Annotated in this window: 19 protein-coding genes, 1 tRNA gene and 2 pseudogenes; 11 read left to right on the forward strand and 11 right to left on the reverse strand. The window is 69.6% G+C overall.

Annotation, left to right across the window (positions count from 1 at the left end; genetic code table 11):
* Positions 1-58: 58 nt before the first annotated feature.
* Together ACGFR9_RS13935 and ACGFR9_RS13940 are read right to left on the reverse strand one after the other, a co-directional pair.
* Positions 59-346, reverse strand: coding sequence for a DUF4190 domain-containing protein (locus ACGFR9_RS13935; protein ID WP_393207020.1), 288 nt, complete (start codon positions 344-346; stop codon positions 59-61).
* Positions 347-468: 122 nt separating this feature from the next.
* Positions 469-2,700, reverse strand: a complete 2,232-nt coding sequence (locus ACGFR9_RS13940; RefSeq protein WP_393207023.1) for an MMPL family transporter — start codon at positions 2,698-2,700, stop codon at positions 469-471.
* A 227-nt stretch (positions 2,701-2,927) separates the two neighbouring features.
* On the opposite strand from ACGFR9_RS13940, the gene ACGFR9_RS13945 reads away from it, so the two are divergent.
* The 4 genes from ACGFR9_RS13945 to ACGFR9_RS13960 all read left to right on the forward strand — a co-directional run bounded on the left by ACGFR9_RS13945 (position 2,928) and on the right by ACGFR9_RS13960 (position 5,506).
* The gene (locus tag ACGFR9_RS13945) at positions 2,928-3,677 is read left to right on the forward strand and encodes a TetR/AcrR family transcriptional regulator (RefSeq protein ID WP_393207026.1); all 750 of its coding nucleotides are present in this window, start codon (positions 2,928-2,930) and stop codon (positions 3,675-3,677) included.
* Between the two features lie 4 nt (positions 3,678-3,681).
* Positions 3,682-4,032, forward strand: a complete 351-nt coding sequence (locus tag ACGFR9_RS13950) for a hypothetical protein (protein ID WP_030216124.1) — start codon at positions 3,682-3,684, stop codon at positions 4,030-4,032.
* Between the two features lie 166 nt (positions 4,033-4,198).
* On the forward strand, positions 4,199-4,663 hold the full coding sequence (locus tag ACGFR9_RS13955) for a nuclear transport factor 2 family protein (protein WP_393207030.1): 465 nt from the start codon (positions 4,199-4,201) through the stop codon (positions 4,661-4,663).
* A gap of 504 nt (positions 4,664-5,167) precedes the next feature.
* Positions 5,168-5,506 (forward strand): MerR family transcriptional regulator, encoded by a 339-nt coding sequence (locus tag ACGFR9_RS13960; RefSeq protein WP_311643612.1) that lies wholly within the window; start codon positions 5,168-5,170, stop codon positions 5,504-5,506.
* A 181-nt stretch (positions 5,507-5,687) separates the two neighbouring features.
* Here the strand turns inward: ACGFR9_RS13960 and ACGFR9_RS13965 are convergent, their stop codons facing one another.
* From ACGFR9_RS13965 to ACGFR9_RS13975, 3 genes and pseudogenes are all read right to left on the reverse strand, one after another.
* Complete coding sequence (locus ACGFR9_RS13965; protein ID WP_393207033.1) at positions 5,688-7,175, reverse strand: DEAD/DEAH box helicase; 1,488 nt, start codon at positions 7,173-7,175, stop codon at positions 5,688-5,690.
* Positions 7,176-7,448: 273 nt separating this feature from the next.
* Entirely contained in the window at positions 7,449-7,652 is a 204-nt protein-coding gene (locus ACGFR9_RS13970; protein ID WP_030342329.1) for a cold-shock protein, read from the reverse strand.
* A 317-nt stretch (positions 7,653-7,969) separates the two neighbouring features.
* Positions 7,970-8,077: pseudogene (locus ACGFR9_RS13975) on the reverse strand (DUF6584 family protein); the annotation flags it as partial.
* 155 nt (positions 8,078-8,232) lie between these two features.
* Between ACGFR9_RS13975 and ACGFR9_RS13980 the strand changes: the two are divergent.
* Positions 8,233-9,042 carry a DUF1963 domain-containing protein gene (locus ACGFR9_RS13980; protein ID WP_393207037.1) on the forward strand — a complete coding sequence of 270 codons (810 nt, stop codon included), beginning with the start codon at positions 8,233-8,235 and terminating at the stop codon, positions 9,040-9,042.
* Positions 9,043-9,388: 346 nt separating this feature from the next.
* On the opposite strand, the gene ACGFR9_RS13985 is transcribed toward ACGFR9_RS13980, so the two are convergent.
* The gene (locus tag ACGFR9_RS13985; RefSeq protein ID WP_393207535.1) at positions 9,389-10,342 is read right to left on the reverse strand and encodes an AraC family transcriptional regulator; all 954 of its coding nucleotides are present in this window, start codon (positions 10,340-10,342) and stop codon (positions 9,389-9,391) included.
* Between the two features lie 95 nt (positions 10,343-10,437).
* Between ACGFR9_RS13985 and ACGFR9_RS13990 the strand changes: the two genes are divergently transcribed.
* The gene (locus ACGFR9_RS13990; protein WP_393207040.1) at positions 10,438-11,370 is read left to right on the forward strand and encodes an NAD(P)/FAD-dependent oxidoreductase; all 933 of its coding nucleotides are present in this window, start codon (positions 10,438-10,440) and stop codon (positions 11,368-11,370) included.
* A 458-nt stretch (positions 11,371-11,828) separates the two neighbouring features.
* Positions 11,829-12,491 carry a formylglycine-generating enzyme family protein gene (locus ACGFR9_RS13995; protein WP_393207043.1) on the forward strand — a complete coding sequence of 221 codons (663 nt, stop codon included), beginning with the start codon at positions 11,829-11,831 and terminating at the stop codon, positions 12,489-12,491.
* A gap of 64 nt (positions 12,492-12,555) precedes the next feature.
* On the opposite strand, the gene ACGFR9_RS14000 is transcribed toward ACGFR9_RS13995, so the two are convergent.
* The 3 genes from ACGFR9_RS14000 to ACGFR9_RS14010 form a co-directional block, all read right to left on the reverse strand.
* Positions 12,556-12,631: transfer RNA gene (locus tag ACGFR9_RS14000), tRNA-Arg, on the reverse strand.
* Positions 12,632-12,700: 69 nt separating this feature from the next.
* Positions 12,701-12,832, reverse strand: a complete 132-nt coding sequence (locus ACGFR9_RS14005) for a hypothetical protein (RefSeq protein ID WP_393207046.1) — start codon at positions 12,830-12,832, stop codon at positions 12,701-12,703.
* Between the two features lie 65 nt (positions 12,833-12,897).
* Positions 12,898-14,172: a M6 family metalloprotease domain-containing protein gene (locus ACGFR9_RS14010; protein WP_393207049.1), complete on the reverse strand. Its 1,275-nt coding sequence runs from the start codon at positions 14,170-14,172 to the stop codon at positions 12,898-12,900.
* Between the two features lie 325 nt (positions 14,173-14,497).
* Between ACGFR9_RS14010 and ACGFR9_RS14015 the strand changes: the two genes are divergently transcribed.
* A complete protein-coding gene (locus tag ACGFR9_RS14015; protein WP_393207052.1) occupies positions 14,498-15,139 on the forward strand; it encodes a TetR/AcrR family transcriptional regulator in 642 nt (213 codons plus the stop codon).
* Positions 15,140-15,296: 157 nt separating this feature from the next.
* Positions 15,297-16,850, forward strand: coding sequence for an MFS transporter (locus ACGFR9_RS14020; RefSeq protein ID WP_393207055.1), 1,554 nt, complete (start codon positions 15,297-15,299; stop codon positions 16,848-16,850).
* An 87-nt stretch (positions 16,851-16,937) separates the two neighbouring features.
* Here ACGFR9_RS14020 and ACGFR9_RS14025 read toward each other — a convergent pair whose 3' ends face one another.
* Positions 16,938-17,459, reverse strand: coding sequence for a MarR family winged helix-turn-helix transcriptional regulator (locus ACGFR9_RS14025; protein ID WP_393207058.1), 522 nt, complete (start codon positions 17,457-17,459; stop codon positions 16,938-16,940).
* A 132-nt stretch (positions 17,460-17,591) separates the two neighbouring features.
* On the opposite strand from ACGFR9_RS14025, the gene ACGFR9_RS14030 reads away from it, so the two are divergent.
* Positions 17,592-18,353, forward strand: a complete 762-nt coding sequence (locus ACGFR9_RS14030; protein WP_393207538.1) for a dioxygenase — start codon at positions 17,592-17,594, stop codon at positions 18,351-18,353.
* A gap of 19 nt (positions 18,354-18,372) precedes the next feature.
* Here ACGFR9_RS14030 and ACGFR9_RS14035 read toward each other — a convergent pair.
* Positions 18,373-18,888, reverse strand: a pseudogene (locus tag ACGFR9_RS14035) (GNAT family N-acetyltransferase); the annotation flags it as partial.
* A gap of 193 nt (positions 18,889-19,081) precedes the next feature.
* Between ACGFR9_RS14035 and ACGFR9_RS14040 the strand changes: the two are divergent.
* On the forward strand, positions 19,082-20,080 hold the full coding sequence (locus ACGFR9_RS14040; protein WP_393207061.1) for an RNA polymerase sigma factor RpoD/SigA: 999 nt from the start codon (positions 19,082-19,084) through the stop codon (positions 20,078-20,080).
* Positions 20,081-20,642: the final 562 nt, after the last annotated feature.

A 20,642-nucleotide genomic window follows, 5' to 3' on the forward strand; every position in this document is an offset into this window, starting at 1 on the left:
CACGCCGAAGCGGGCCGGCCCCGTTCCGGAACCGGCCCGCTCGCGTGTCCACGGGGCTCTAACCGCCCACGTACCAGCTGAACCCGCCACTGCTGGCGGCGACGGCCAGGAGCACGAGCCACAGGACGATGGCGACGACGCCGAGGACGATGCCGGCCTTCGCCATCCCGTCGCCGCTCTTGACCGCCGCCTGGCGCCGGGCGACGGCGCCGAAGACGATCGCGAGGGGGCCGAGGACGATGTTCAGGAAGAACAGGCCGATGATGCCGCAGCACAGGCTCGCGATCGCCAGGCCGTTGGTGCGCGAGCCGGAGGACGCGGCGGATGAGCTGCCGTAACTCGTCATTGGATACTCCCGGTTGTCGGTTGCACGGAACGAACGGACCGCAGTTTCCCTACTCTTGCTTGCCTGCTCCGGGTGCCCCGATACCGCGCGCCCATGTCGGCCGGCCCCATGACGCGAGTGCGTCAGACCGTGGTCGGGTCCTTCTGGTACGTCGGTTCCGCCGCCGGCGCCGGGGTGCCCTCGGGGCCGCCCTCACCGAGCCCGAACCGGTCGTGGAACCTGCGGAGGAACGGCGGCGCGTACCAGGCCGACCGGCCCAGCACCCGCATCGCCGCCGGGACGAGGACCCCGCGTACGGCGAGGGCGTCGATGAGGATCGCCAGCCCGCTCCCCAGGCCGAACATCTGCATGAAGCTGATCCTCGAGGTGCCGAACGCGAAGAAGCTCACCGCGAGCAGGAAGGCCGCCGCGCTGACGATACGTCCGGTGTGGCCGAGGCCGTTGGCGACAGCGTCCTCGTTGCCCTGCCCCGCGTCGTGGAGTTCCTTGATACGGCTGGTGACGAACACCTCGTAGTCCATGGACAGTCCGAAGGCGATGCAGAACATCAGCACCGTCATCGCCACCTCCATCGGCTGCGCGGTGAAGCCGAGCAGGGAGGAGAGGTTGCCGTCCTGGAAGATCCACGTCATGACACCGAGGGTGGCGCCCAGACTGATCAGGTTGAGAACCAGCGCGCGCAGCGGCTGCACCACACTCCCGGTGAACAGGAACAGCAGCACGAAGGTGGTGAGCGCGACCAGCGCGACGGCGATCGGGAGCCGCCCGCCGATGGACTCCTTGGAGTCGACCAGCTGGGCGTCCACACCGCCCACCAGGGGACGCGTTCCCGTGGGCGGATCGACCGCCCTGATGTCCGCCACCAGCTCCTGTGCCGCGTCGGACTTCGGCACGAGGCCGCTCACCACGGTGATCCGCTGAGCGTCGTCGCGACCGAGCGAGGCGTTACCGGGACCGCCGGCCGTGGCCTGCCCGTCGGCGTACCCGCCCGTACCGGCCTCGACCCGCAACACGCCCTCGAGACGTGACAGTTCGGTGGCGTACGCCTCCAGCGGCGCCTTGTCCACCCGCGCGTCGATGACGATGTGCAGGGCCGCTTCCTCGCTGCCGTCGAAGTTCTCCCGCAGGGCGGTGGCGACCTGACGGCTCCCGGCGTCCTCGGGCAGCACCCGCTCGTCCGGCGTACCGAAGGTGATGCCCAGCAGCGGGCTCGCCGCCAGCACCAGGACCGCGAGCACGGGCAGCGCGGTGAGCGCGGGCCGCCGCATGACGGTCCGCGCCAGCCGCCCCCACATCGGCGCGCGCGTACCGGAACGCTCCGGCTTCGCCCACGGCAGCCGCCCGCTGTTGACCCGGTGACCCAGGACGGCCAGCAGCGCCGGCATGACGAGCAGGGTCGCGATCGCCGCGATCGCGACGACCCCCACCCCGGCGAAGCCGAACGAGCGCAGGAAGTACTGCGGGAACACCAGCAGCGCCCCGAGTGCCGCCGCCACGGTCGCGGCCGAGAAGGCGACCGTACGGCCCGCCGTGCTCACCGTGCGCCGTACGGCGTCGTCCACGCTCGCACCCGCCGCGAGCTGCTCCCGGAAGCGGCTGACCATCAGCAGGGCGTAGTCGATGCCCAGTCCGAGGCCGAGGGCGGTGGTGAGGTTCGTCGCGGTGTCGGCGACGTCGGTGACGCTCGCGAGCAGGGACAGCTGGGCGAACGAGCCGATGATGGCGATGAGCGCGATGACCAGCGGCAGCAGGGCCGCGACCACGCTGCCGAAGACGAACAGGAGCAGCAGGAGGGTGAGCGGGATGGCGATGGCCTCGGCCAGCACCAGATCCTCGACCACCTGTGTGGACAAGTCGCCGCCCACGGCGGCCCCGCCGCCCGCCCGCACCGTGAGGACGTCCTCGTACGGCCCCGTGTAGGCGTCGAGGAGCTCCGTGGCGCTCTTCCGCCGCTCGGTCTCGTCGCCCTTCACATGGGCGAGCACCATGGCCTCACGGCCGTCGCGCGAGCGGAGGTCTTCGCTGCCGGTCTCCCAGTACGAGACGACGTTGGTGAGCCGCTCGTCCGCCGAGAGCCTGTCGGTGAGGGCGTTCCCGCTGCGTTCGGCGGCGGGAGCGTCGATCCGGCCGTCGTCGGCCCGGACCAGCAGAACGAGGTTCGTCTCACCGCCGAACTTCTCGTCGATGACCTCCGCCGCCCGCGTGGACTCGGAGGAGGGGTCGTCGAAGCCGCCGCCGAGCAGTTTGCCGAAGGCGCCGGCGCCGAGCACGCCCATGAGGGCCACCGCCAGCACGGCGACGACGAGGACCAGTCTTGATCGCCGTATCGTGAATTCGGCCAGACGTTCGAACACGTGAGGTCTCCTCGGAAGCTGAAACAGGGTGAAGACGACGCGTGTCGGCCGGATGCGCGGGTGAACCGGCGTGGTGCCCCGCGCAGGTGTGTCCCCGTGTGCGGGCGGAGGCGGTGTCGCACTCCTCGTCGCCGCGAACGACGTTAGTGAGACGGCGACTTGTTGAGCAGAGGGAACTTTTTCTGACAGTGTCAGAATTTCCTGGCCCCGTGTCGTAAGGTCCGTCCATGCCCGCAGCCGCACCCCCGCCGCTCACCCTCCGCCAGCGCCGCAGGGCGGTCGCCACGCGCGAGATCGTGGAAGCCGCCGAACTCCACATAGCCGGGAACGGCCCCGCCGCCCTGTCCCTCCGGGCGGTCGCCCGCAGCCTCGGCATGACCGTCCAGGCGCTCTACCACTACTTCCCGAACCGGGACGCCCTCGTCACCGTGCTGATCACCAAGGCGTACGACGACCTGGCCGACGCCGTGCAGCGGGCGGCCGACACCGCCCCGGACGACCCGTCGATCCCGCCCTTCGTGACCGCGGCCGAGGCGTACCGCGGCTGGGCCATCGCCCACCCCGAACTCTTCCAGCTCCTCTACGGCACACCGCTGCGCGACTACGCGGCCCCCGCCGAGGGCCCCACCACCCACGCGATGCGCCGCATGAGCGCGGTCTTCCAGCGCCTGCTGTTCTCCGGCTTCACCGAGTCACAGCTCGCGGCCGCCGACACGCGCACCCTCTCGCCCGCGCTCCGGGCGCATCTGGAGGCCCTGTCCCCCAACGTCGCGTCGGCGCTGCCCGCCCCCGCGACGGTGCTGATGCTCAGCGGATGGGGCCATATGCACGGCCTCGTCGTCCTGGAGGTGTTCGGCCACACCTCCTTCATGGCCGGCCACCAGGCCGAGATCTTCCGCACCGCGATGCGCGACCTCCTCACGGACATCCACCGCCGCATCCCGGGTGCCCCGACCCCGGCCGGACGGGCAGGATGACCTCATGACGAAGCTGCCCTTACAGAAGAATTCCGGTTCGGTGCTGTCGCTGTGGTCCCAGGACTCGATCCTGTCCATCGGCTCGGTGGGCTCGGTGCTGTCCGTGGGCTCGGTCGGCTCGGCCCTCTCGGTCGCCTCGATCGGCAGCGCCCTGTCGGCCGGCTCGATCGGGTCGTCCCTGTCCCTGATCTCGGCGGGCTCATGGCTGAGCACGGGCTCACTGCTCTCGGCCCAGTCCCGCTGGTCGGTCCTGTCCTGGCGCTCCAACGGAGCGTTCCTGGCAGCCGGGGCGGTGGGCACGGTGGGCGCCGCCCTGCTCCTCACCCGGACGCTGCGCGCGTCGGCGGGCCGCTGACCGCGGTTCCGTCCCCTCCGGGACACGGCCCATGCCGGCCGCGTCCCGTGTCCCGCGGTCGGGCCCTCGCCCTACGTCAGGGGTAATGGCCTCAGCCCTTCGGCGTTGGCAGGCTGGGCGATCTCCCCGCGACGACGGGACGCGGGCCGGGAGGGAGAGGTCAGCCATGTCCAGCACCGCACCTACGGACACGCGCACCGTAGTCGAAGACCTGCTGCGCAGAATCGGTGAGGGCGATCCGGAGCGCATCGCCGAGCTGTATGCCGAGCGGGGCGACTGGAAGCTGGACTGGCCGGAGGCCGAGCACGGTCGTACCGCCACGCCGTGGATCCGTCACCGGTCCACCAGGGCCGACGCGGCCGCTCACTATCGCGAGCTCGCCGAGCACCACCTGCCGGAGCATGTGGCGACCGAGGTCGAGCGCGTTCTCATCGACGGGGACGACGCGGTCGTGCTCGGCGAGATCCGCCAGACCGCCCGGCCCACCGGACGTGCGTATCGCGCGCGGTTCGCCCTGCACCTCACCGTTGAGGACGGTCTTGTCACCCGGCACCACGTCTACGAGGACAGCCTCGCCGTCGCCCGGGCATTCGAGCCGGACGAGCGGTGGACGGCGACGCCGCCGGGATAAACCTTTCACTCGTACGGGCCGAAACCTGTCGTGGCTGCTGTAGACATGTGTGCGCGGTGAGGTTATCGTGTCTGCTGTAGCCAGGAAGTCAGAGAGGCGTGGCAGACACGAACTGCCCGCGTAGGACAGAGGTTCTGGCACGGCGGTGGAGTGGTGGAGCCGGAAGATTCGGGGCTCCCTCGCTGACCGCCGGGCCTGGTGGCCGCAGGAGGGCTGCCGGTAGTACGCAGGAGTGAGAAGTTCGCCGGAAAGAGCGAAGGAGGAGGACGCCATCAGGATCCCCCGGGCGAGAACGGTCCGCCTGGGTGCCGCAGGTCCCGGAACGGAAGGTGGTCCCACGGTCACGCATCCGCGATCCCCGCACTCTCCGCCCCCCGTCGGGGGCCGGTGCGGAAACAGAAGGCCGGCATCGCAGTAGCCGGTCGATGGTGTTACAAATCCCTCGGGGCCTTGGTGCCGTACGGCACCAAGGCCCCTCGACGCATTCCCCCATCAGAGGTGCAGATGACCACAGACACACCGCTCGACCGAATCGACGACGACGACTACCCCGCCTACACCATGGGACGGGCGGCGGAGATGCTCGGCACCACGCCGGCCTTCCTGCGGGCCCTTGGTGAGGCCCGGTTGATCACGCCCCTGCGCTCCGAGGGCGGCCACCGCCGCTACTCCCGCTATCAGCTGCGCATCGCCGCCCGCGCCCGGGAGATGGTCGACCAGGGCACCGCCATCGAGGCGGCCTGCCGCATCATCATCCTGGAAGACCAGCTGGAAGAGGCCCGGCGCATCAACGACGAGCTGCGACGCGGTGAGGCCGGGTCCAGCCACAAGGCGGACGCCTGACCCCCACGCGCACGACGGACGGCGGCCCACCCGGCCCGCGGCCGCAGCCGGTCAGGCCGGGCATCGCCCCCCGGCTTGCGTGGGCGGCTCGAGGAGACCTGGGTGATGGCCCCGTGGACGAGTCACCGCATCGCACCGTTCGGCCCGCACGCAGAATGCCGGGCGCGCAGGCCGCCCGGTTCTAGGCCGCGTCCGAGACGGACCGTCGTGCGGGTGCGCGCCGCGTCGCGGAGACGGAGCGGCGCCGACCGCGCGAGGTGGTGCCGCGCTTGGGGCGTTCGGCCACCGGTGCGGTGATGACGACCGGGATGCCGGAGGGAGCCTGGGCACCGGTGATGCGGTGCAGGTCCTCCGCGCCCGCGCGGACCTGGGTGGTCTGCGGGACGATGCCGGCCATCGCCATGAGACGGGTCATGGCACGGCGCTGGTTCGGGGTGACCAGGGTCACGACACTGCCGGACTCTCCGGCGCGGGCCGTGCGGCCACCGCGGTGGAGGTAGTCCTTGTGGTCGGTCGGAGGGTCGACGTTGACGACGAGGTCGAGACTGTCCACGTGAATGCCGCGGGCGGCGACATTGGTCGCCACCAGCACGTTGACGTGCCCGTTCTTGAACTGCGTCAGCGTACGGGTGCGCTGCGGCTGCGACTTGCCCCCGTGAAGGGAGGCGGCCCGCACCCCGCTGTTCAGGAGGTGCGTGGTGAGGCGGTCCACGGCGTGCTTGGTGTCCAGGAACATGATCACACGGCCGTCGCGAGCGGCGATCTCGGTGACCGCCTCGGGTTTGTCGGCGCCGTGGACGAGGAGCACATGGTGCTCCATCGTCGTGACCGCGCCGGCCGACGGATCGACGGAGTGCACGACGGGGTCGTTCAGGTAGCGGCGTACGAGCAGGTCGACGTTGCGGTCGAGAGTGGCGGAGAACAGCATGCGCTGACCGTCGGGGCGAACCTGGTCGAGCAGGGCGGTGACCTGCGGCATGAAGCCCATGTCGGCCATCTGGTCGGCCTCGTCGAGGACGGTGACCAGGACCTGGTCCAGTCGGCAGTCGCCGCGTTCGATGAGGTCCTTGAGACGTCCGGGGGTGGCGACGACGATCTCGACGCCGCGGCGCAGCGCGCCGGCCTGCTTGCTGATCGACATCCCTCCCACGACCGTCGCCAGGCGCAGCTTCACGGAGCGGGCGTACGGCGTGAGCGCGTCGGTGACCTGCTGCGCCAGCTCGCGCGTCGGTACGAGGATCAGCCCCAGGGGCTGCCGGGCCTCGGCGCGCTGCCCGGTCGTACGGGCCAGCAGGGCCAGCCCGAAGGCGAGGGTCTTGCCGGAACCGGTACGCCCCCGGCCCAGAACGTCCCGGCCGGCCAGGGAGTTCGGCAGTGTCGCGGCCTGGATCGGGAACGGAGCGGTCACGCCCTGTGCGCCGAGCGTGGCCAGCAGTTCCGAGGGCATGGCGAGATCCGCGAAGCTCTCCGCGGCGGGCAGCGCCGGGGTGATCGTCTTCGGGAGGGCGAACTCACCCTGCGGCGCGGGGCGGCGGCTTTGACCCTGGGAACGAACCGGTCCGCCGGAGCGGCTCGAGGACGACGAGCCGAACCGCTTGCCGTTCTTCCCGGTGGCGGTGCTGCCGTTCCGGGTGCGGGCGGAGCGGTCGTTCGTGCGTGTGCGGTTCATGCGGAACCTTCCTTGATGCGGCACATATCAAGGAATTCCCGAGCAGGTGCAGCATGGAGAATTGCAAGAACGGGCCGAGTGGGAAACAGAAATAAATCGTACGCAAAAATGTGAACGAGAGGATATGTTCTGGTGTCGCCGAAAGGGAATCCGTGTACATGATTCCGCGAACCCCTCGCAGTCGTCCCGCAGCCGAAACCGCTACGGGAAGTGCGCACGACTGAAGCCCGCACCCCGAAGGGTGCGGGCCCCAGCCGCAAGTGCGCGCCGACGTCAGGCGGGAACGATGTTCTCGGCCGTCGGGCCCTTCTGGCCCTGCGCGATGTCGAAGCTCACCTTCTGGCCTTCGAGCAGCTCGCGGAAGCCCTGGGCGGCGATGTTCGAGTAGTGGGCGAACACGTCGGGGCCGCCACCGTCCTGCTCGATGAAGCCGAAGCCCTTTTCCGCGTTGAACCACTTCACGGTGCCAGTAGCCATGTCTTTTTCTCCTTCGGGGCAGTGAGTCGGCATCCGCACTGCGCGGACGCCGTGTCGCCGCGATGATCACCCCGCCCGAAAGAAGACCGATGCCAAAAGGCGCTTCCAGCGGCGCTGAAGCCGACTGGGAAGAGCTCGGAATTCGGGAACCACAACTGCAACTGATGTCGACAGTAGCACGTTGCGGCGACCCGTGTGCATGGGATAATTCTGCTCCGATCGTTCCTGCAAGGAAACTGCCCGCACGGTTCCGTAGATTTCTCACCCGGCGGATGCAGATAAAATGCTGTCCCGACCCTGCTACCCGGGGATGGGGGGTCGGTGGGGCAGGAGGAGACCAGCCCGCGTAGACGTTGACGTGCCATGGGCACGCGACCGGCCGCCGGATCCGCGTCGACTCGGGCGAGGATGGCTGTCAGTGGCACAGCCGCATGATCGGCCAGGACGGTGGGACGTCTCGACTCCTTTTCGCAGGGCGATCGGTCCGTACTTCGCTGCTGTACCGCAGGTGGGCTTGTCGGTGGCACGTACTAACGTGCCCGCAGCGTTCCGTCGATGTGTGTACGCCTGAGGAGCCATGATGCCCAAAGACGCACCCGAGCTGCCCGCCAAGGATCTGCGCACCCTGATACCGGAGTACGCGGGCCTTGCCCGGGAGACCCTCCTCCTCAACCCGGAGCCCGGCGACCCTGGCGTGCGGGAGAGTTCGCTGGGAGGCAAGCTGCTGTGGCCCGCGGACGAGCCGTGGCCGTACTGCGCGCAGGAAGACCACTGGACGTTCGGCTCCGACCCGTCCAACAGGACCGAGATCGTCCCGGGCGCGGTGCCGATGGTGCCGATCCTCCAGCTGTTCGCCCGGGATGTGCCGGGGCTGGAGTTCCCGGAGGGCAAGGACCTGCTCCAGCTGGTGTGGTGCGCACTGATGCATGAGCAGGACCCCAGGCTGCTGGTGATGCCGCAACTGCACTGGCGCAACGAGGCCGAGACCGTGGCCGGAGGGCTGCTGTCCGAGGTCCCCGAGGTGAGCGAGGGGGAGTACGACGAGGACAACATGCCGGAACCGTCCACGTTGTCCCCGACCACCGCGGAGGACTATCCGAGGTGGCTTGATCTGCCCAAGGACATGCAGGAAACCTGGGAACCCCGTCTCCGGTCGCCGACGGGCCACACGGTGTGGCCACCCGACTCCAACCTCATCGGGACGAAGGCCGGCGGCTGGCCCGCCTGGACGCAGCCCGCCGACTGGCCGGACTGCGAGAGCGGACACGGCATGGAGCACCTTCTGACCATCACCGGCGACATACAGCTGGGCGACTGCGGCGGCGTCTACTTCTTTTATTGCCGCCGGTGTCCCGGCCTGCCGTGGGACTGGCGCTTCGACTGCCACTGACAGTCCGCCGACGGTTCTTGGGCTGGTGGAGGGGCTTCGAACCCGGCTCTCGCGGTGGGCAGGTGGATGGCCCGATCGCCGAGAGCCGTATCCGACCGCTGTTGTCCGTTCCCGCAGCAGATATGGAACGTCCTTCTTCTGTCTGCGGCGGTACAGGGCGCGAGAAGCGGCGTCGTACGTCCCGAGGGCGCATGAGTCCGAGGCCGAGCAGGAGCCCTCCCTCGACACGGACACGCGGGTACGACCCGATACGCTTCTTCACCTGGAGAGTGCATCCTGCATGCGACGACCTGGCCCCTAGACAAGTCCCGTCGCTGCAGGTCAGGAGTACTCTTCGCGTTCCTGATCACCCACCGGACACCTCTGTCGTGTGACTCCGCGTGACGCTTGTCGTCATCTCCAACCGGGCTGCTGATGGGGTGCCTTGTTCAGGGTGGCGGAACCGGCCCGGTGAGACGCCGTACTCGCGACGGAAAGCCCCTGCAAAAGCGAATTCCGTCGAGTAGCCGATCTGACGGGCTATCGCGGCCAATGATGCGTCAGTCTCTCGAAGCAGGCGCGCGGCACAACTGAGTCGCCAGTCCCTCAGATACGTCATGGGTGGCTTGCCGACCACTGACGTGAAGCGTCTCGTGAACGCCGTCCGGGACATGCCCACAGTCTCGCCGAGTTGCGAAACCGTCCACTGCGTCTGCGGACTGTTGTGGATCGTGTGCAGTACGGCAGCGATAGCCGGATCGGAAATCGTCGGCCGGCCCTTCGAGCTTTCATCCTCCAGCCATTGGCGCAGGACATGGACGAGCATCAGGTCGAGTACCGCCGACCGAGTCACTTCCGTATCCGTCCGCGCTTGAGACGCATCGTCGTCGAGCAGGCTGACGACCGATCGCAACGCCGGGAACCGCTCATAGTCGGGAGACACCACGAGCAGGTCCGGCATCGCCCCGAGGTACGGGTGCACCTGACCATGGTCCAACCGGTAGGCGCCGCAGAGGAACTCGAAGTCGGCGGGGCCGGAAACCGGCTGGTCCAGACTCAACACCACCTGCGGCAGCCCGCGAAGCGCACACGGAGCGTAGCTGAGCCCGTGGTCTGCTCCTGACGTGACCAGGACGACATCGCCCGGCCGGAGAGCGACGGGCGGCGCGTCAACGGCGATGAGCCAGCCGCTGCCCCGGAGGACCACGTGGAAACCGCTCCCGGTCAAGCCGGAGTACCGCATACCCCACGAACCCGATTGCCGGAATCGTCGGACGGTTCCACGTCCGACCCGGAGGCTGGTGATCGCCTGACTGATCATGTCCACCCACCCGATTCTATGGGCCGCACACGCTCGTATTCAGCCGCAGCAACTCGGTATGTCCGCGCACGCCGGCAGCTGGTTCGGTGAGTGTCATGAACGGAAACGACACCGGCATGAGGGATTGCATCGTGGTCGGCGCGGGAGCCGCCGGGATGAGTGCCGCGCTCACCCTCGCCCGGGCCCGGCGAAGCACCCTGGTCATCGACGCCGGTCAGCAGAGCAACCTCGCCGCCGCGGGCATCGGAGGCCTGCTCGGACACGATCGACGCCCTCCCGCTGAGTTCTATGCCGCAGGGCGCGCGGAACTCATGGCCTACCCGTCCGTCGAGCTGTGCCGGGGCGAGGTCGCCCATGGCGTGCGGGAGGACGACGGAAGCTTCACCGTGACCGCCGGCGATGGCCGTCGTGAGCGAGCCCGGAGCATGATCCTGGCCCCAGGAATGGAGTACCGCTACCCACAGCTGCCCGGCATGAACGACCGCTGGGGTCATTCGGTCTTCCACTGTCCGTTCTGCCACGGCTGGGAAGTCAGCGACCGCCCCATGGGTGTTCTCGCAAGCGGCGCGGTCGGCGTGCACGGAGCGCTGAACCTCCGTGCCTGGAGCGATCAGATCACGCTGCTGACCAACGGCAGCGAGCTGACCGACCAGCACCGCGAGCAATTGGCCGCCGGCGGAGTGGGCCTCGACGAGCGGCCGATCGCCGGCCTCGACGGGCCGGGGGCCGAGTTGCGGTCCGCCGTATTCGCCGACGGCGGAGAACTCCCCATCGGTGCGCTGCTGGTCAAGACGACTCTCTACCAGCGCTCCACGCTGGCCCGCGACCTCGGAGCGTCCCTGACCGAACCGGACGAGATGCTCAGCGTCGAGGCGATCAAGGTAGACGCCATGTCCCGGACCGGTGTCCCCGGACTGTACGCGACCGGGGATGCGGCCACCTCGGTCCCGCCGTCCATGGCGGCCGCCGTGGCGTCGGGCTACCTGGCCGGCGCCGCCGCCGCCGTGCAACTTGCCGCAGGCTACTGAAGCCCACGCTGCACAATGCACCAGACCGACGCCCGCAAGGCAGTCACGGCCCAGTGCGACCGCGAGTCGATCGGAGCCGTCGGTACTGATCCTCGTTAGGCGTCTTGGTCGCTGATGGGAGCTAACCCTCAGCTTGGGAAGCTGCGGTCATTCGAGGTTGAACCGGCACGCTGACCTGCGTTGATGGCTGACCTGCACTCTCACAGGTGCTGTCGGCTTTCACCGTGGTTCCCCGCTGTTCCCCGCTCGATCTGGTGCGGTAGTGGTGCGGAGCTGCGGCGTCCAAGAGGTGATCAGCTGACTTCACATTCCCTTCCCGGGCCTCCTTGCTCGTCCGGGATGCCCGGCTGCTAGCGTCCGGCACCATGTGGGTTCACGAGATAGTGGCCGGTCGACCGGCGTGGCGGCACACCCCTTCCGGAGTGGTCTTCCGGGCTGTCCCCGGTGGGACGTTCCTGATGGGTCTGTCCGACGCGGAACTGGACGCGGTTCGTGCCATTGAGCGGTCCGACGGCGCCGATGACGACCTCGAAGCGTTCTTCGCCGGTGCTGTCCATGCCCGGCCGGTACGAGAAGTACGGGTCGAACCGTTCTTGATCGCCCGCCATCCGCTGACGGTGGCGCAAGCACGGCACTGGCTGCCCGAGTACGAGGACAGCTTCACCGACTCGGATGCGAGCACGGCCCGCTTCGAGGACGGCTTGGACGACCTGCTCGGGGCGTTGCCCTTCCGGCTGCCCAGCGAGGCGGAGTGGGAGTACGCGGCCCGGGCAGGGACGACCACTCTGACCTTCCGAGGGGACGGAAAGCCGGACGAGGACCAGGTGCTGGACGACTTTGCCGACGAGGAGCGCACAGCCGCGGCTGAGAACGCCTTCGGCCTGGCGGCGATGGGGTCGGCGAACGAGATCTGCGCCGATGTGTGGATCCCGCATTTCACGGACGCGCCGGTGGACGCACGCCCCCGTACCGGCGACGGACCGCGGGTGGTGCGAGGAGGTGGCGGCGACCTCTCGCCCTGGCAGGGCTGCGACGAATGGCTGCTGTTGCTCTCCGCCACCCGCGACGAGTCCCAGGACTTCACTGCGGTCCGCCCGGTCGCACCCCTGCCAACCAGTTAGGGACAAGATCTGGATGCCAGAAGGGGGCTACTTCCGAAATTTCGGAGGTGGCCCCCTTCTGAACTGGTGCCCCCGGCAGGATTCGAACCTGCGACACCCGCTTTAGGAGAGCGGTGCTCTATCCCCTGAGCTACGAAGGCTGGGCTGGGCGTGGGTGTTTTCACGCCCGCTCGGTCCACAGGGTACCGGATCGGGGCTGGGGCCCGTGATCAGGAATCGGCTAGGAGGATCCAGAGGGCCAGGAGGGTGAGGAAGGCGGTCAGGGCCAGTGCCGGGAGGCCCAGGATCGCGGCGAGCACGCCCCAGCGGGTGCGGCCCGGCGAGGGGTGGGGGTTCGTCATCGGTCCGCCTTCGGTCGGGAACATGTGGGTGCAGTCTGTCAGTTGGGGACCGGGGGCCGCAGCGATCAGCTTCCCCGTGTCACCCGTACCCGGTGGGTGGGGAGGATCGTCACGCGGATTCCCGCTCGGCGGTCCGTGAAGGATTCGCCGGGGGTGAACGTGGCGTCGGAGAGTTCCGCGTGGACGTTGGGGGAGCGGCTGCAGCCGCCGCTGTCGCGGTGGGAGTCGTAGACGGTGATCGGGCCCATGCCGGTGTCGACCTTCGCGTCGACGCGGTAGACGAGGACACCGGGGCGGCACACGGCCTCGTCGTTGCCGGCGGGGGTGCGCAGTTCGAGGGCGTAGCCGGAGTGGCCGTTCAGGGGGATGAAGACGAGTTTCGGGCCGCCCGCGCGGGCCAGGGGGGTGAGGGGGTACTCCCGTGTGCCGGGGGCCGACGCGCAGCCGACCTGGGCCGCGTCCAGCCAGCCCAGTTTCCATTTGTGCCAGGCGAGGAAGTCGTTGTTGGCGCCCCAGTCCTCGCTCATGATGTCCCAGTGGCCGACCGCGCCGCCGCCCTCGGCGGTGTAGAGGTCGGGCAGGCCGAAGACGTGGCCGTTCTCGTGGGGGAGCACGCGGTAGCCGGTGCGGTCGTAGGAACCGGAGCCGTCGTCCTGGCGGGAGTAGACGAAGGACGCGTTGGAGACGGGGACGCCGTCCGCGCTCGGGGCCTCCTTGTTGCCGGCGAAGGTGACGGAGAGGACCGTGTCGAGGGCGGCGGGGCCCGCGTTGGGAGTCACCAGCACGTTCAGCAGGTCGTACGACTGGAAGTCCACGTCGGGATCGGCCTCGGCCACGATGTCGCGGACCAGTTCCCGGTAGCCGGGGTCGAAGGGGGCGCCGCGCTCTATGCCGTACGCGCGGAAGGACTTGGGCATCCGGAGCCAGTCGGGGACCGGGAGTTCGGGGCGGTAGTCGAGGCGGCCGTAGGAACTGGTGGCGAACCACTCGCGGGTCTTCGGGAAGAACTCCCGGTAGCGGTCCAGGGCGTCGCCCTCGCCGGGCGCGTCCGAGAAGTCGACCATCAGGGTGAGGGCGCGGACCGTGCCGGTGGAGCGGGTGTAGCCGGCGGAGGTCGGGATGCCCTCGGACATCTGGACGCCGTCGCCACCGGTGATCATGCAGGGGCCGTGCGCGGAGGTGCGGGACAGGGTGCCGGGGCCGGCGCCGGCGGTGGAGGTGCCCAGGGGGAGGCCGCCGTTGCCGGAGGAGGTGCTGACGGCGAGGGTCAGGGCGGTCACCGATGCCAGGGCGGCCAGTCGGCGCGGGGATATCCGGCGTCGGCGCGGCTGCGGCTGCATGCGGGGACCTCCGCTCCACACGGCAGTCGCCGGTCTTCGACTGCGCCTGGCAGCCGCCGGACTTCGACCGCACCTGGCAGCCGCCGGTCACCGGCTGCACCCTTGTGATCACCCTCTGTCGCCGGATGGGCGGACGCGCGCTGGGAGGGCCGATCGTGGGGCGCGCGCCCGCGCAGGGTGTGGTGTGGGTCACAGGAAATTGATGCCGGGGCGGGAAATAAGCGGGGAGCCTCTCCCCGTTTAGACCTGTGTCCGACCGAAACGGGGAAACGCTCCCCGGATCGCCAGGGCGCAACCTCAAGAGCCAAGACCCGAGGAGTACGCCGTGCAGACCGCCGACCCCGCAGTGCGCAAGGTGCCCCGGCCCCGCGCCGACGCTCTGCGCAACCGGGAGCGGATCGTCGCCGCCGCCCGGGAGATGTTCGTCGAGTTCGGGCCCGATGTGCCGCTCGACGACGTCGCCCGCCGGGCCGGTGTCGGCAATGCCACGGTGTACCGCAACTTCCCCGACCGCGACGCGCTGGTGCGCGAGGTCGTCTGCTCCGTGATGGACCGTACGGTACGGGCCGCCGAGCAGGCGCTCAGCGAGACCGGGGACGCCTTCGAGGCGCTGGAGCGCTTCGCGCACACGGCCGCCGACGAGCGGATCAGCGCGCTGTGTCCGATGGTCTCCAGCACCTTCGACCAGCATCACCCCGACCTGGAGGACGCACGCCGGCGCGCCGAGGGCCTCGTCGCGCAGTTGATGGACCGCGCCAAGGCGGCCGGTCGGCTCCGCGAGGACGTGGAGTACGGCGATCTGATGGTGGGCGTCGCCCAGCTGAGCCGGCCGCCGGCCGGTACCGGCTGTATGAGCGCCGACCGTTTCGTCCACCGCCATCTGCAGCTGTTCCTGGACGGGATGCGGGCCCCGGGCCCGACCGTACTGCCGGGCGCGGCCGTCACCGTGGAGGATCTGCGCTGCTGAGCGATCTCTGACGCGAGCGGGACCTCCGCGTCCGTACATCTCCTTTCCAGCGGCCGCCCACGGCGAGTCGTTCCCTCAAGACATCGTTTTTTCAGCCTTTTCGCAAACATTTCCGTCACGAACATTTCCGACACGAACTTTCGAAGTGGGTACCCCCATGTCTGAAACAGCCCCGAAGGCCGGCCCGGCCCGGAGCGCTCACGGTGTCCCGGACGCCAACCGCTGGAAAGCGCTCGTCTTCATCGCGCTCGCCCAGCTGATGGTCGTCCTGGACGCCACCATCGTGAACATCGCCCTGCCCTCCGCCCAGCAGGACCTCGGCATCTCGGACGGCAACCGCCAGTGGGTGGTCACCGCCTATGCCCTCGCCTTCGGCGGGCTCCTGCTGTTCGGCGGCCGGATAGCCGACCTGTGGGGGCGCAAGCGGGCCTTCGTGCTCGGTCTGGGCGGCTTCGCGCTGGCGTCCGCGCTCGGTGGCGCGGCCACCAACGAGGCCATGATGTTCGGCGCCCGCGCCCTCCAGGGTGCGTTCGGCGCGCTGCTGGCGCCCGCCGCGCTGTCCCTGCTCGCGGTGATGTTCACCGACGGCAAGGAGCGCGCCAAGGCGTTCGGCATCTACGGTGCGATCGCCGGTGGCGGTGGTGCCGTGGGTCTGATCCTCGGCGGGTTCCTCACCGAGTACCTGGACTGGCGCTGGACGTTCTTCGTCAACATTCCGTTCGCCGTGGTCGCCGCGGCCGGCGCGTACTTCGTCATCCGTGAGCCCGTCGGCGGCCGCAACCGCTCGCCGCTCGACATCCCCGGCGTGGTGCTGTCCACCCTGGGTCTGGTCGCGCTGGTCTACGGCTTCACCCGCGCGGAGTCCGAGGGCTGGAGCGACTCCGTGACGGTCGGCATGTTCGCCGCGTCCGTCGTGCTGCTGGCCGCCTTCGTGATCGTCGAGGCCAGGGTCAAGGCGCCGCTGCTGCCGCTGCGCGTGATCACCGAGCGCAACCGCGGCGGAATCTACCTGTCCCTGGGGCTGGCGATCATCGCGATGTTCGGCCTGTTCCTCTTCCTCACCTACTACCTGCAGGTCGTGAAGGGGTACTCGCCGGTCAAGACCGGCTTCGCCTTCCTGCCGATGATCGCGGGCATGATCACGGGTTCCACCCAGATCGGCACCCGGCTGATGACCCGCGTCGCGCCCCGGCTGCTGATGGGCCCCGGCTTCCTGGTCGCCGCGCTGGGCATGCTGTTCCTGACCCAGCTGGAGATCGACTCGTCGTACGCGGCCGTCCTGCTGCCCGGCATGCTGCTGCTCGGCCTCGGTATGGGTACGGCGTTCATGCCGGCCATGTCACTGGCCACGCTGGGTGTCGAGCCGCGTGACTCCGGTGTCGCCTCCGCGATGGTCAACACCTCGCAGCAGGTGGGCGGCGCCATCGGTACGGCCCTGCTGAACACGATCGCCGCCTCGGCCACCACGTCGTACATCGCCGACCACATCGGCGGTGCCTCGAGCCGGTCCCAGCAGCAGCTGGTCCAGCTCCAGGGGCAGGTGCAGGGCTACACCAGCGCGATCTGGTTCGCCGTCGGGATCCTGGTGGCGGCCTCGGCCATCGCCCTGACCCTGATCAACGCCGGACGGCCGGGCAGCGGCATCACGGTCGCCGGGTCCGCCGACGAGAGCGCCGTGGACGAGCCGGCCGTGCCGGTGGCCATGCACTGACGGCCGCCCGCCCCGTACCACCCGTACGGCAGGGGGAGGGGACGCCTCCTCCGTACGGCTCCCCGGACCTGCCCCGGCTCCGCCTCGTCAGCGGAGCCAGGGCAGGTCCGCACCCGCTTCGCGCGGCTGAAGTCCCTCGGCGACGATCCGCATGATCTCGCCGAGGGACTTCTGCTGTTCCGGGGTGAGCCGGTCGAAGACGGCCTGGCGTACGGCGCCGACATGGCCGGGCGCGTGCTTGCGCAGCACCTCCTGGCCCTCCTCGGTCAGTACGGCGAACTGGCCCCGCTTGTCGGAGGGGCAGTCCTCACGCCGTACCCAGCCGCTCTTCTCCAGGCGGGCGACGGCGTGCGAGAGGCGGGAGCGGGTGATCTTCGCGGACATCGCCAGCTCCGTCATCCGCAGCCGGTGCTGCGGGGCCTCGGCGAGCTTGACCAGCAGGCCGTAGTAGACGTGCGGCATGCCCGCGTCGCGCTGGAGCTGGCGGTCGAGGTGGTCCTCCAGGAGGGTGGCGGCCTCGATGTACGAGCGCCAGACGCGCTGTTCCTCGTCGGTGAGCCAGCGGGGTCCGCCGGCGGGCGCCGACGATGCTACGGGTGCCGTGTTCATGTACTCCACTGTACGGCCGCTCTCCTTGAATGTTAAACAAAGTCGGCGTACTGTCGATGGTGGAAGTTGAGAGTTCAAGCAGAATCGACCCGGAAGGGAGCCGACGCCATGACCGCCGCCACCCAGGAGCGCATGCCCGCTCTCTACCTCAGCCACGGTGCCCCGCCCCTGGCTGACGACCCCGTATGGCCCGGCGAGCTGGCCGCCTGGTCCGCCGGACTGCCCCGCCCGAAGGCGATCCTCGTCGTCTCCGCCCACTGGGAGGAGGCCCCGCTCGCCCTCGGCGCCACCGAGACCGTCCCCCTGGTCTACGACTTCTGGGGCTTCCCCGAGCACTACTACCAGGTCACCTACGGCGCCCCCGGCGCACCGGCGCTCGCCGACTCGGTGCGCAAGCTGCTGCGCGCCCCGGGCACGCCCGTACAGGACGTCCCGGACCGGGGCCTGGACCACGGTGCCTACGTTCCGCTGGTCGAGATGTACCCCGGCGCCGACATCCCGGTGCTGCAGATCTCCATGCCGACCCTCGACCCCGTGAAGCTGATGCAGATCGGGCGCAAGCTCGCGCCGCTGCGTGACGAGGGCGTGCTGATCATCGGCTCCGGCTTCTTCACCCACAACCTCGCCGCACTGCGCCAGGGCGGCATCCCCGCCTGGTCGGCCGAGTTCGACGCCTGGGGCCGCGAGGCGCTTCGGGCGCGGGACGTGGACGCGCTGCTGGACTTCACCCGCAAGTCCCCGGCCGGCCTGCTCGCCCACCCGCGCACCGAGCACTTCGCCCCGCTCTTCGTGACCATGGGTGCCGCGGACGCCGCCGGGGAGCTCGGGGAGCAGAGGTCCGTGATCGACGGGTTCTGGATGGGGCTGGCGAAGCGTTCGGTGCAGTTCGGCTGACCCCGGGGCGAGGGGGCTGCAGCTCCTTCTCGTACCAGGCCACGTCCCACCAGCGGCCGAACTTTCGGCCCACCTCCCGGTACGTGCCGACGTACCGGAAGCCGAAGCGCTCGTGCAGCCGCGTCGAGGCGTCGTTCGGCTGGGTGACGCCGGCGCAGGCGCGGTGCAGACCCTCCCCCGCCAGGGCCTCGAAGAGGGCCTTGTAGAGGAGGGTGCCGATACCGCGCCGGCCCGCGTCCGGGGCGACGTAGACCGTCGTCTCCACCGAGGTCGCGTACGCGGGCTTGGGGCGGAAGGGGCTGGAGGTGGCGTATCCGAGGATCCGCCGTGAACCCGTGTCCGTGGCAACCATCAGACGGTACGGGCCGTCTACAGGGTGGGAGAGCAGCCAGGGCAGACGTTCCTGAGGAGTGAAGGGCGCCGTGTCGAATGTGATCGCGGTCTCACGTACATAGTGGTTGTACAGATCGGTGAGGGCCGCCAGATCGCCCTCCACGCCCGGTCTGACCTGGATCTCCTCGGGTTCCGGCGGCATCGTGTCTGCTCGCATGGCCGCACAGGGTACTGCATGGTCAGAAAAATCGGGGGGCAGGTTGGGAATTCTGTCCGGATTCCAGTCGTTGTTTCCATCGGATGCAGGGCACTCGACCAGAGTCCGGAGGGACCTGGGAGGCGTGTCGGGCGTCCACAGGACCACCCGCTGACCTCATCATCGCAAGGGAGCACGCATGGCAACCCGCGCCGTCGCCCGTCGTCGGTCCGCCCATGGCGAGACGGCCGACTCGGCACGCAGTGTCCGCGCCCATGGCGGCGAGATCGCCGACCGCGACCTGGTCGGTATGTACCTGGACGAGATCGCGCGCACACCGCTGCTCGACGCCGCCAAGGAGGTCGAGCTGTCACAGATCATCGAAGCGGGTGTGTTCGCGCGGCAGATCCTCGACGGCATCGAGGAGAACAAGGCCGGGGCGAGCACCGAGGAGCTCGAAGCCCTGTACGACGCCAGTGAGCGGGCCAAGGACGTCTTCATCCGGTCCAACCTGCGTCTGGTCGTCGCCGTGGCCCGCCGGTATCCGAGGAGCGGTCTGCCGCTGCTCGACCTGATCCAGGAGGGCAACGCCGGCCTGGTCCGCGCGGTCGAGAAGTTCGACTACCGCAAGGGCTTCAAGTTCTCGACGTACGCGACCTGGTGGATCCGTCAGGCCATCACCCGGTCGATAGCCGACCAGTCGCGCACCATCCGCCTCCCCGTCCACCTGGTGGAGGAGCTGGGCCGGATCCGGCGCGTGCAGCGCGAGTTCAACCGCGAGCACGGCCGTGACCCCGAGCCCGCGGAGATCGCCGCCGAGCTCGGCTCCACACCGGAGCGCGTCACCGACGTGCTGGACTGGGCCCGCGACCCGGTCTCGCTGAACATGTCGGTGGACGACGAGGGCGAGACCCAGTTCGGCGACCTGCTGGAGGACACCTCGGCGGTGTCCCCGGAGCAGTCGGTGCTGACGCTGCTGCGCAGCGAGGAGCTGGACGACCTGATCGGCCGACTGGACCAGCGCACGGCCTCCATCATCAAGATGCGGTACGGCATCGACGACGGCCGCGAGCGCACGCTGACCGAGGTCGGCAAGGAGCACGGCCTGACCCGCGAGCGCATCCGCCAGATCGAGAAGCACGCGCTGCTGGAGCTGAAGAAGCTGGCCCGTGACACCGGGTTCGACGCGGCGGCGTGAGGATGCCCGGGGGAGGCGGCGGCGCGATGGCCGGTTTCCGGTCGGGGCGTGCGGCCGCCGGGCCCCGGTCCCGGGCGGGGCGGCGTGTCAACCGGCCCCGTCCCCGCGTGACCCCGTCGGCGCGGTAGCGTGACGGACGGGTCCCCGGAGGTGAACGGGGCGGTGTGACCGCCGGGTCCGGCGCGAGGGTGCGATGCCCGCGCGTGGAACCCGGGGCGTGACGGGGTCCGGGCAGGGCCTCGGCCGCGTACGCCGGGTGGCGAAAGGCCGCGCGAAACATGGCCGTTCCCCGCCGCTTCAACCCTGGGGGCCCAGGGAACAAGAATGCCAGGCCCGGGAGTTCGCATTCCGGGGCCTCTGAGATCCTTGAACCACAGAGCCACGTCCCGACGCACAACCCCCCCGGCGCCGGGACTTCCCAGAGCCGGGTTCGGCGCCCTCCCCCCGGGCGCCGGACCCGGCTTCCTCATGCGCGCCGTCCGGCCCGGCGGGTCACCCCGAACCTGAACCCCGGGGTGGCCCGCCAGATGGCAGATTGTGCCACATGGGCATAGCCTGCCGG

Origin of the sequence: Streptomyces sp. NPDC048584, from assembly GCF_043199595.1 — a bacterium.
Taxonomy (GTDB): domain Bacteria; phylum Actinomycetota; class Actinomycetes; order Streptomycetales; family Streptomycetaceae; genus Streptomyces; species Streptomyces edwardsiae.

What these genes read in the sequence shown, in the direction of transcription:
- ACGFR9_RS13935 (WP_393207020.1), bottom strand. Translation starts at nt 346, where the DNA reads ATGACGAGTTACGGCAGCTCATCCGCCGCGTCCTCCGGCTCGCGCACC.
- ACGFR9_RS13945 (WP_393207026.1), top strand. Translation starts at nt 2,928, where the DNA reads ATGCCCGCAGCCGCACCCCCGCCGCTCACCCTCCGCCAGCGCCGCAGG.
- ACGFR9_RS13950 (WP_030216124.1), top strand. Translation starts at nt 3,682, where the DNA reads ATGACGAAGCTGCCCTTACAGAAGAATTCCGGTTCGGTGCTGTCGCTG.
- ACGFR9_RS13955 (WP_393207030.1), top strand. Translation starts at nt 4,199, where the DNA reads ATGTCCAGCACCGCACCTACGGACACGCGCACCGTAGTCGAAGACCTG.
- ACGFR9_RS13960 (WP_311643612.1), top strand. Translation starts at nt 5,168, where the DNA reads ATGACCACAGACACACCGCTCGACCGAATCGACGACGACGACTACCCC.
- ACGFR9_RS13965 (WP_393207033.1), bottom strand. Translation starts at nt 7,175, where the DNA reads ATGAACCGCACACGCACGAACGACCGCTCCGCCCGCACCCGGAACGGC.
- ACGFR9_RS13970 (WP_030342329.1), bottom strand. Translation starts at nt 7,652, where the DNA reads ATGGCTACTGGCACCGTGAAGTGGTTCAACGCGGAAAAGGGCTTCGGC.
- ACGFR9_RS13980 (WP_393207037.1), top strand. Translation starts at nt 8,233, where the DNA reads ATGCCCAAAGACGCACCCGAGCTGCCCGCCAAGGATCTGCGCACCCTG.
- ACGFR9_RS13985 (WP_393207535.1), bottom strand. Translation starts at nt 10,342, where the DNA reads ATGATCAGTCAGGCGATCACCAGCCTCCGGGTCGGACGTGGAACCGTC.
- ACGFR9_RS13990 (WP_393207040.1), top strand. Translation starts at nt 10,438, where the DNA reads ATGAACGGAAACGACACCGGCATGAGGGATTGCATCGTGGTCGGCGCG.
- ACGFR9_RS13995 (WP_393207043.1), top strand. Translation starts at nt 11,829, where the DNA reads ATGGGTCTGTCCGACGCGGAACTGGACGCGGTTCGTGCCATTGAGCGG.
- ACGFR9_RS14005 (WP_393207046.1), bottom strand. Translation starts at nt 12,832, where the DNA reads ATGACGAACCCCCACCCCTCGCCGGGCCGCACCCGCTGGGGCGTGCTC.
- ACGFR9_RS14010 (WP_393207049.1), bottom strand. Translation starts at nt 14,172, where the DNA reads ATGCAGCCGCAGCCGCGCCGACGCCGGATATCCCCGCGCCGACTGGCC.
- ACGFR9_RS14020 (WP_393207055.1), top strand. Translation starts at nt 15,297, where the DNA reads ATGTCTGAAACAGCCCCGAAGGCCGGCCCGGCCCGGAGCGCTCACGGT.
- ACGFR9_RS14025 (WP_393207058.1), bottom strand. Translation starts at nt 17,459, where the DNA reads ATGAACACGGCACCCGTAGCATCGTCGGCGCCCGCCGGCGGACCCCGC.
- ACGFR9_RS14030 (WP_393207538.1), top strand. Translation starts at nt 17,592, where the DNA reads ATGCCCGCTCTCTACCTCAGCCACGGTGCCCCGCCCCTGGCTGACGAC.
- ACGFR9_RS14040 (WP_393207061.1), top strand. Translation starts at nt 19,082, where the DNA reads ATGGCAACCCGCGCCGTCGCCCGTCGTCGGTCCGCCCATGGCGAGACG.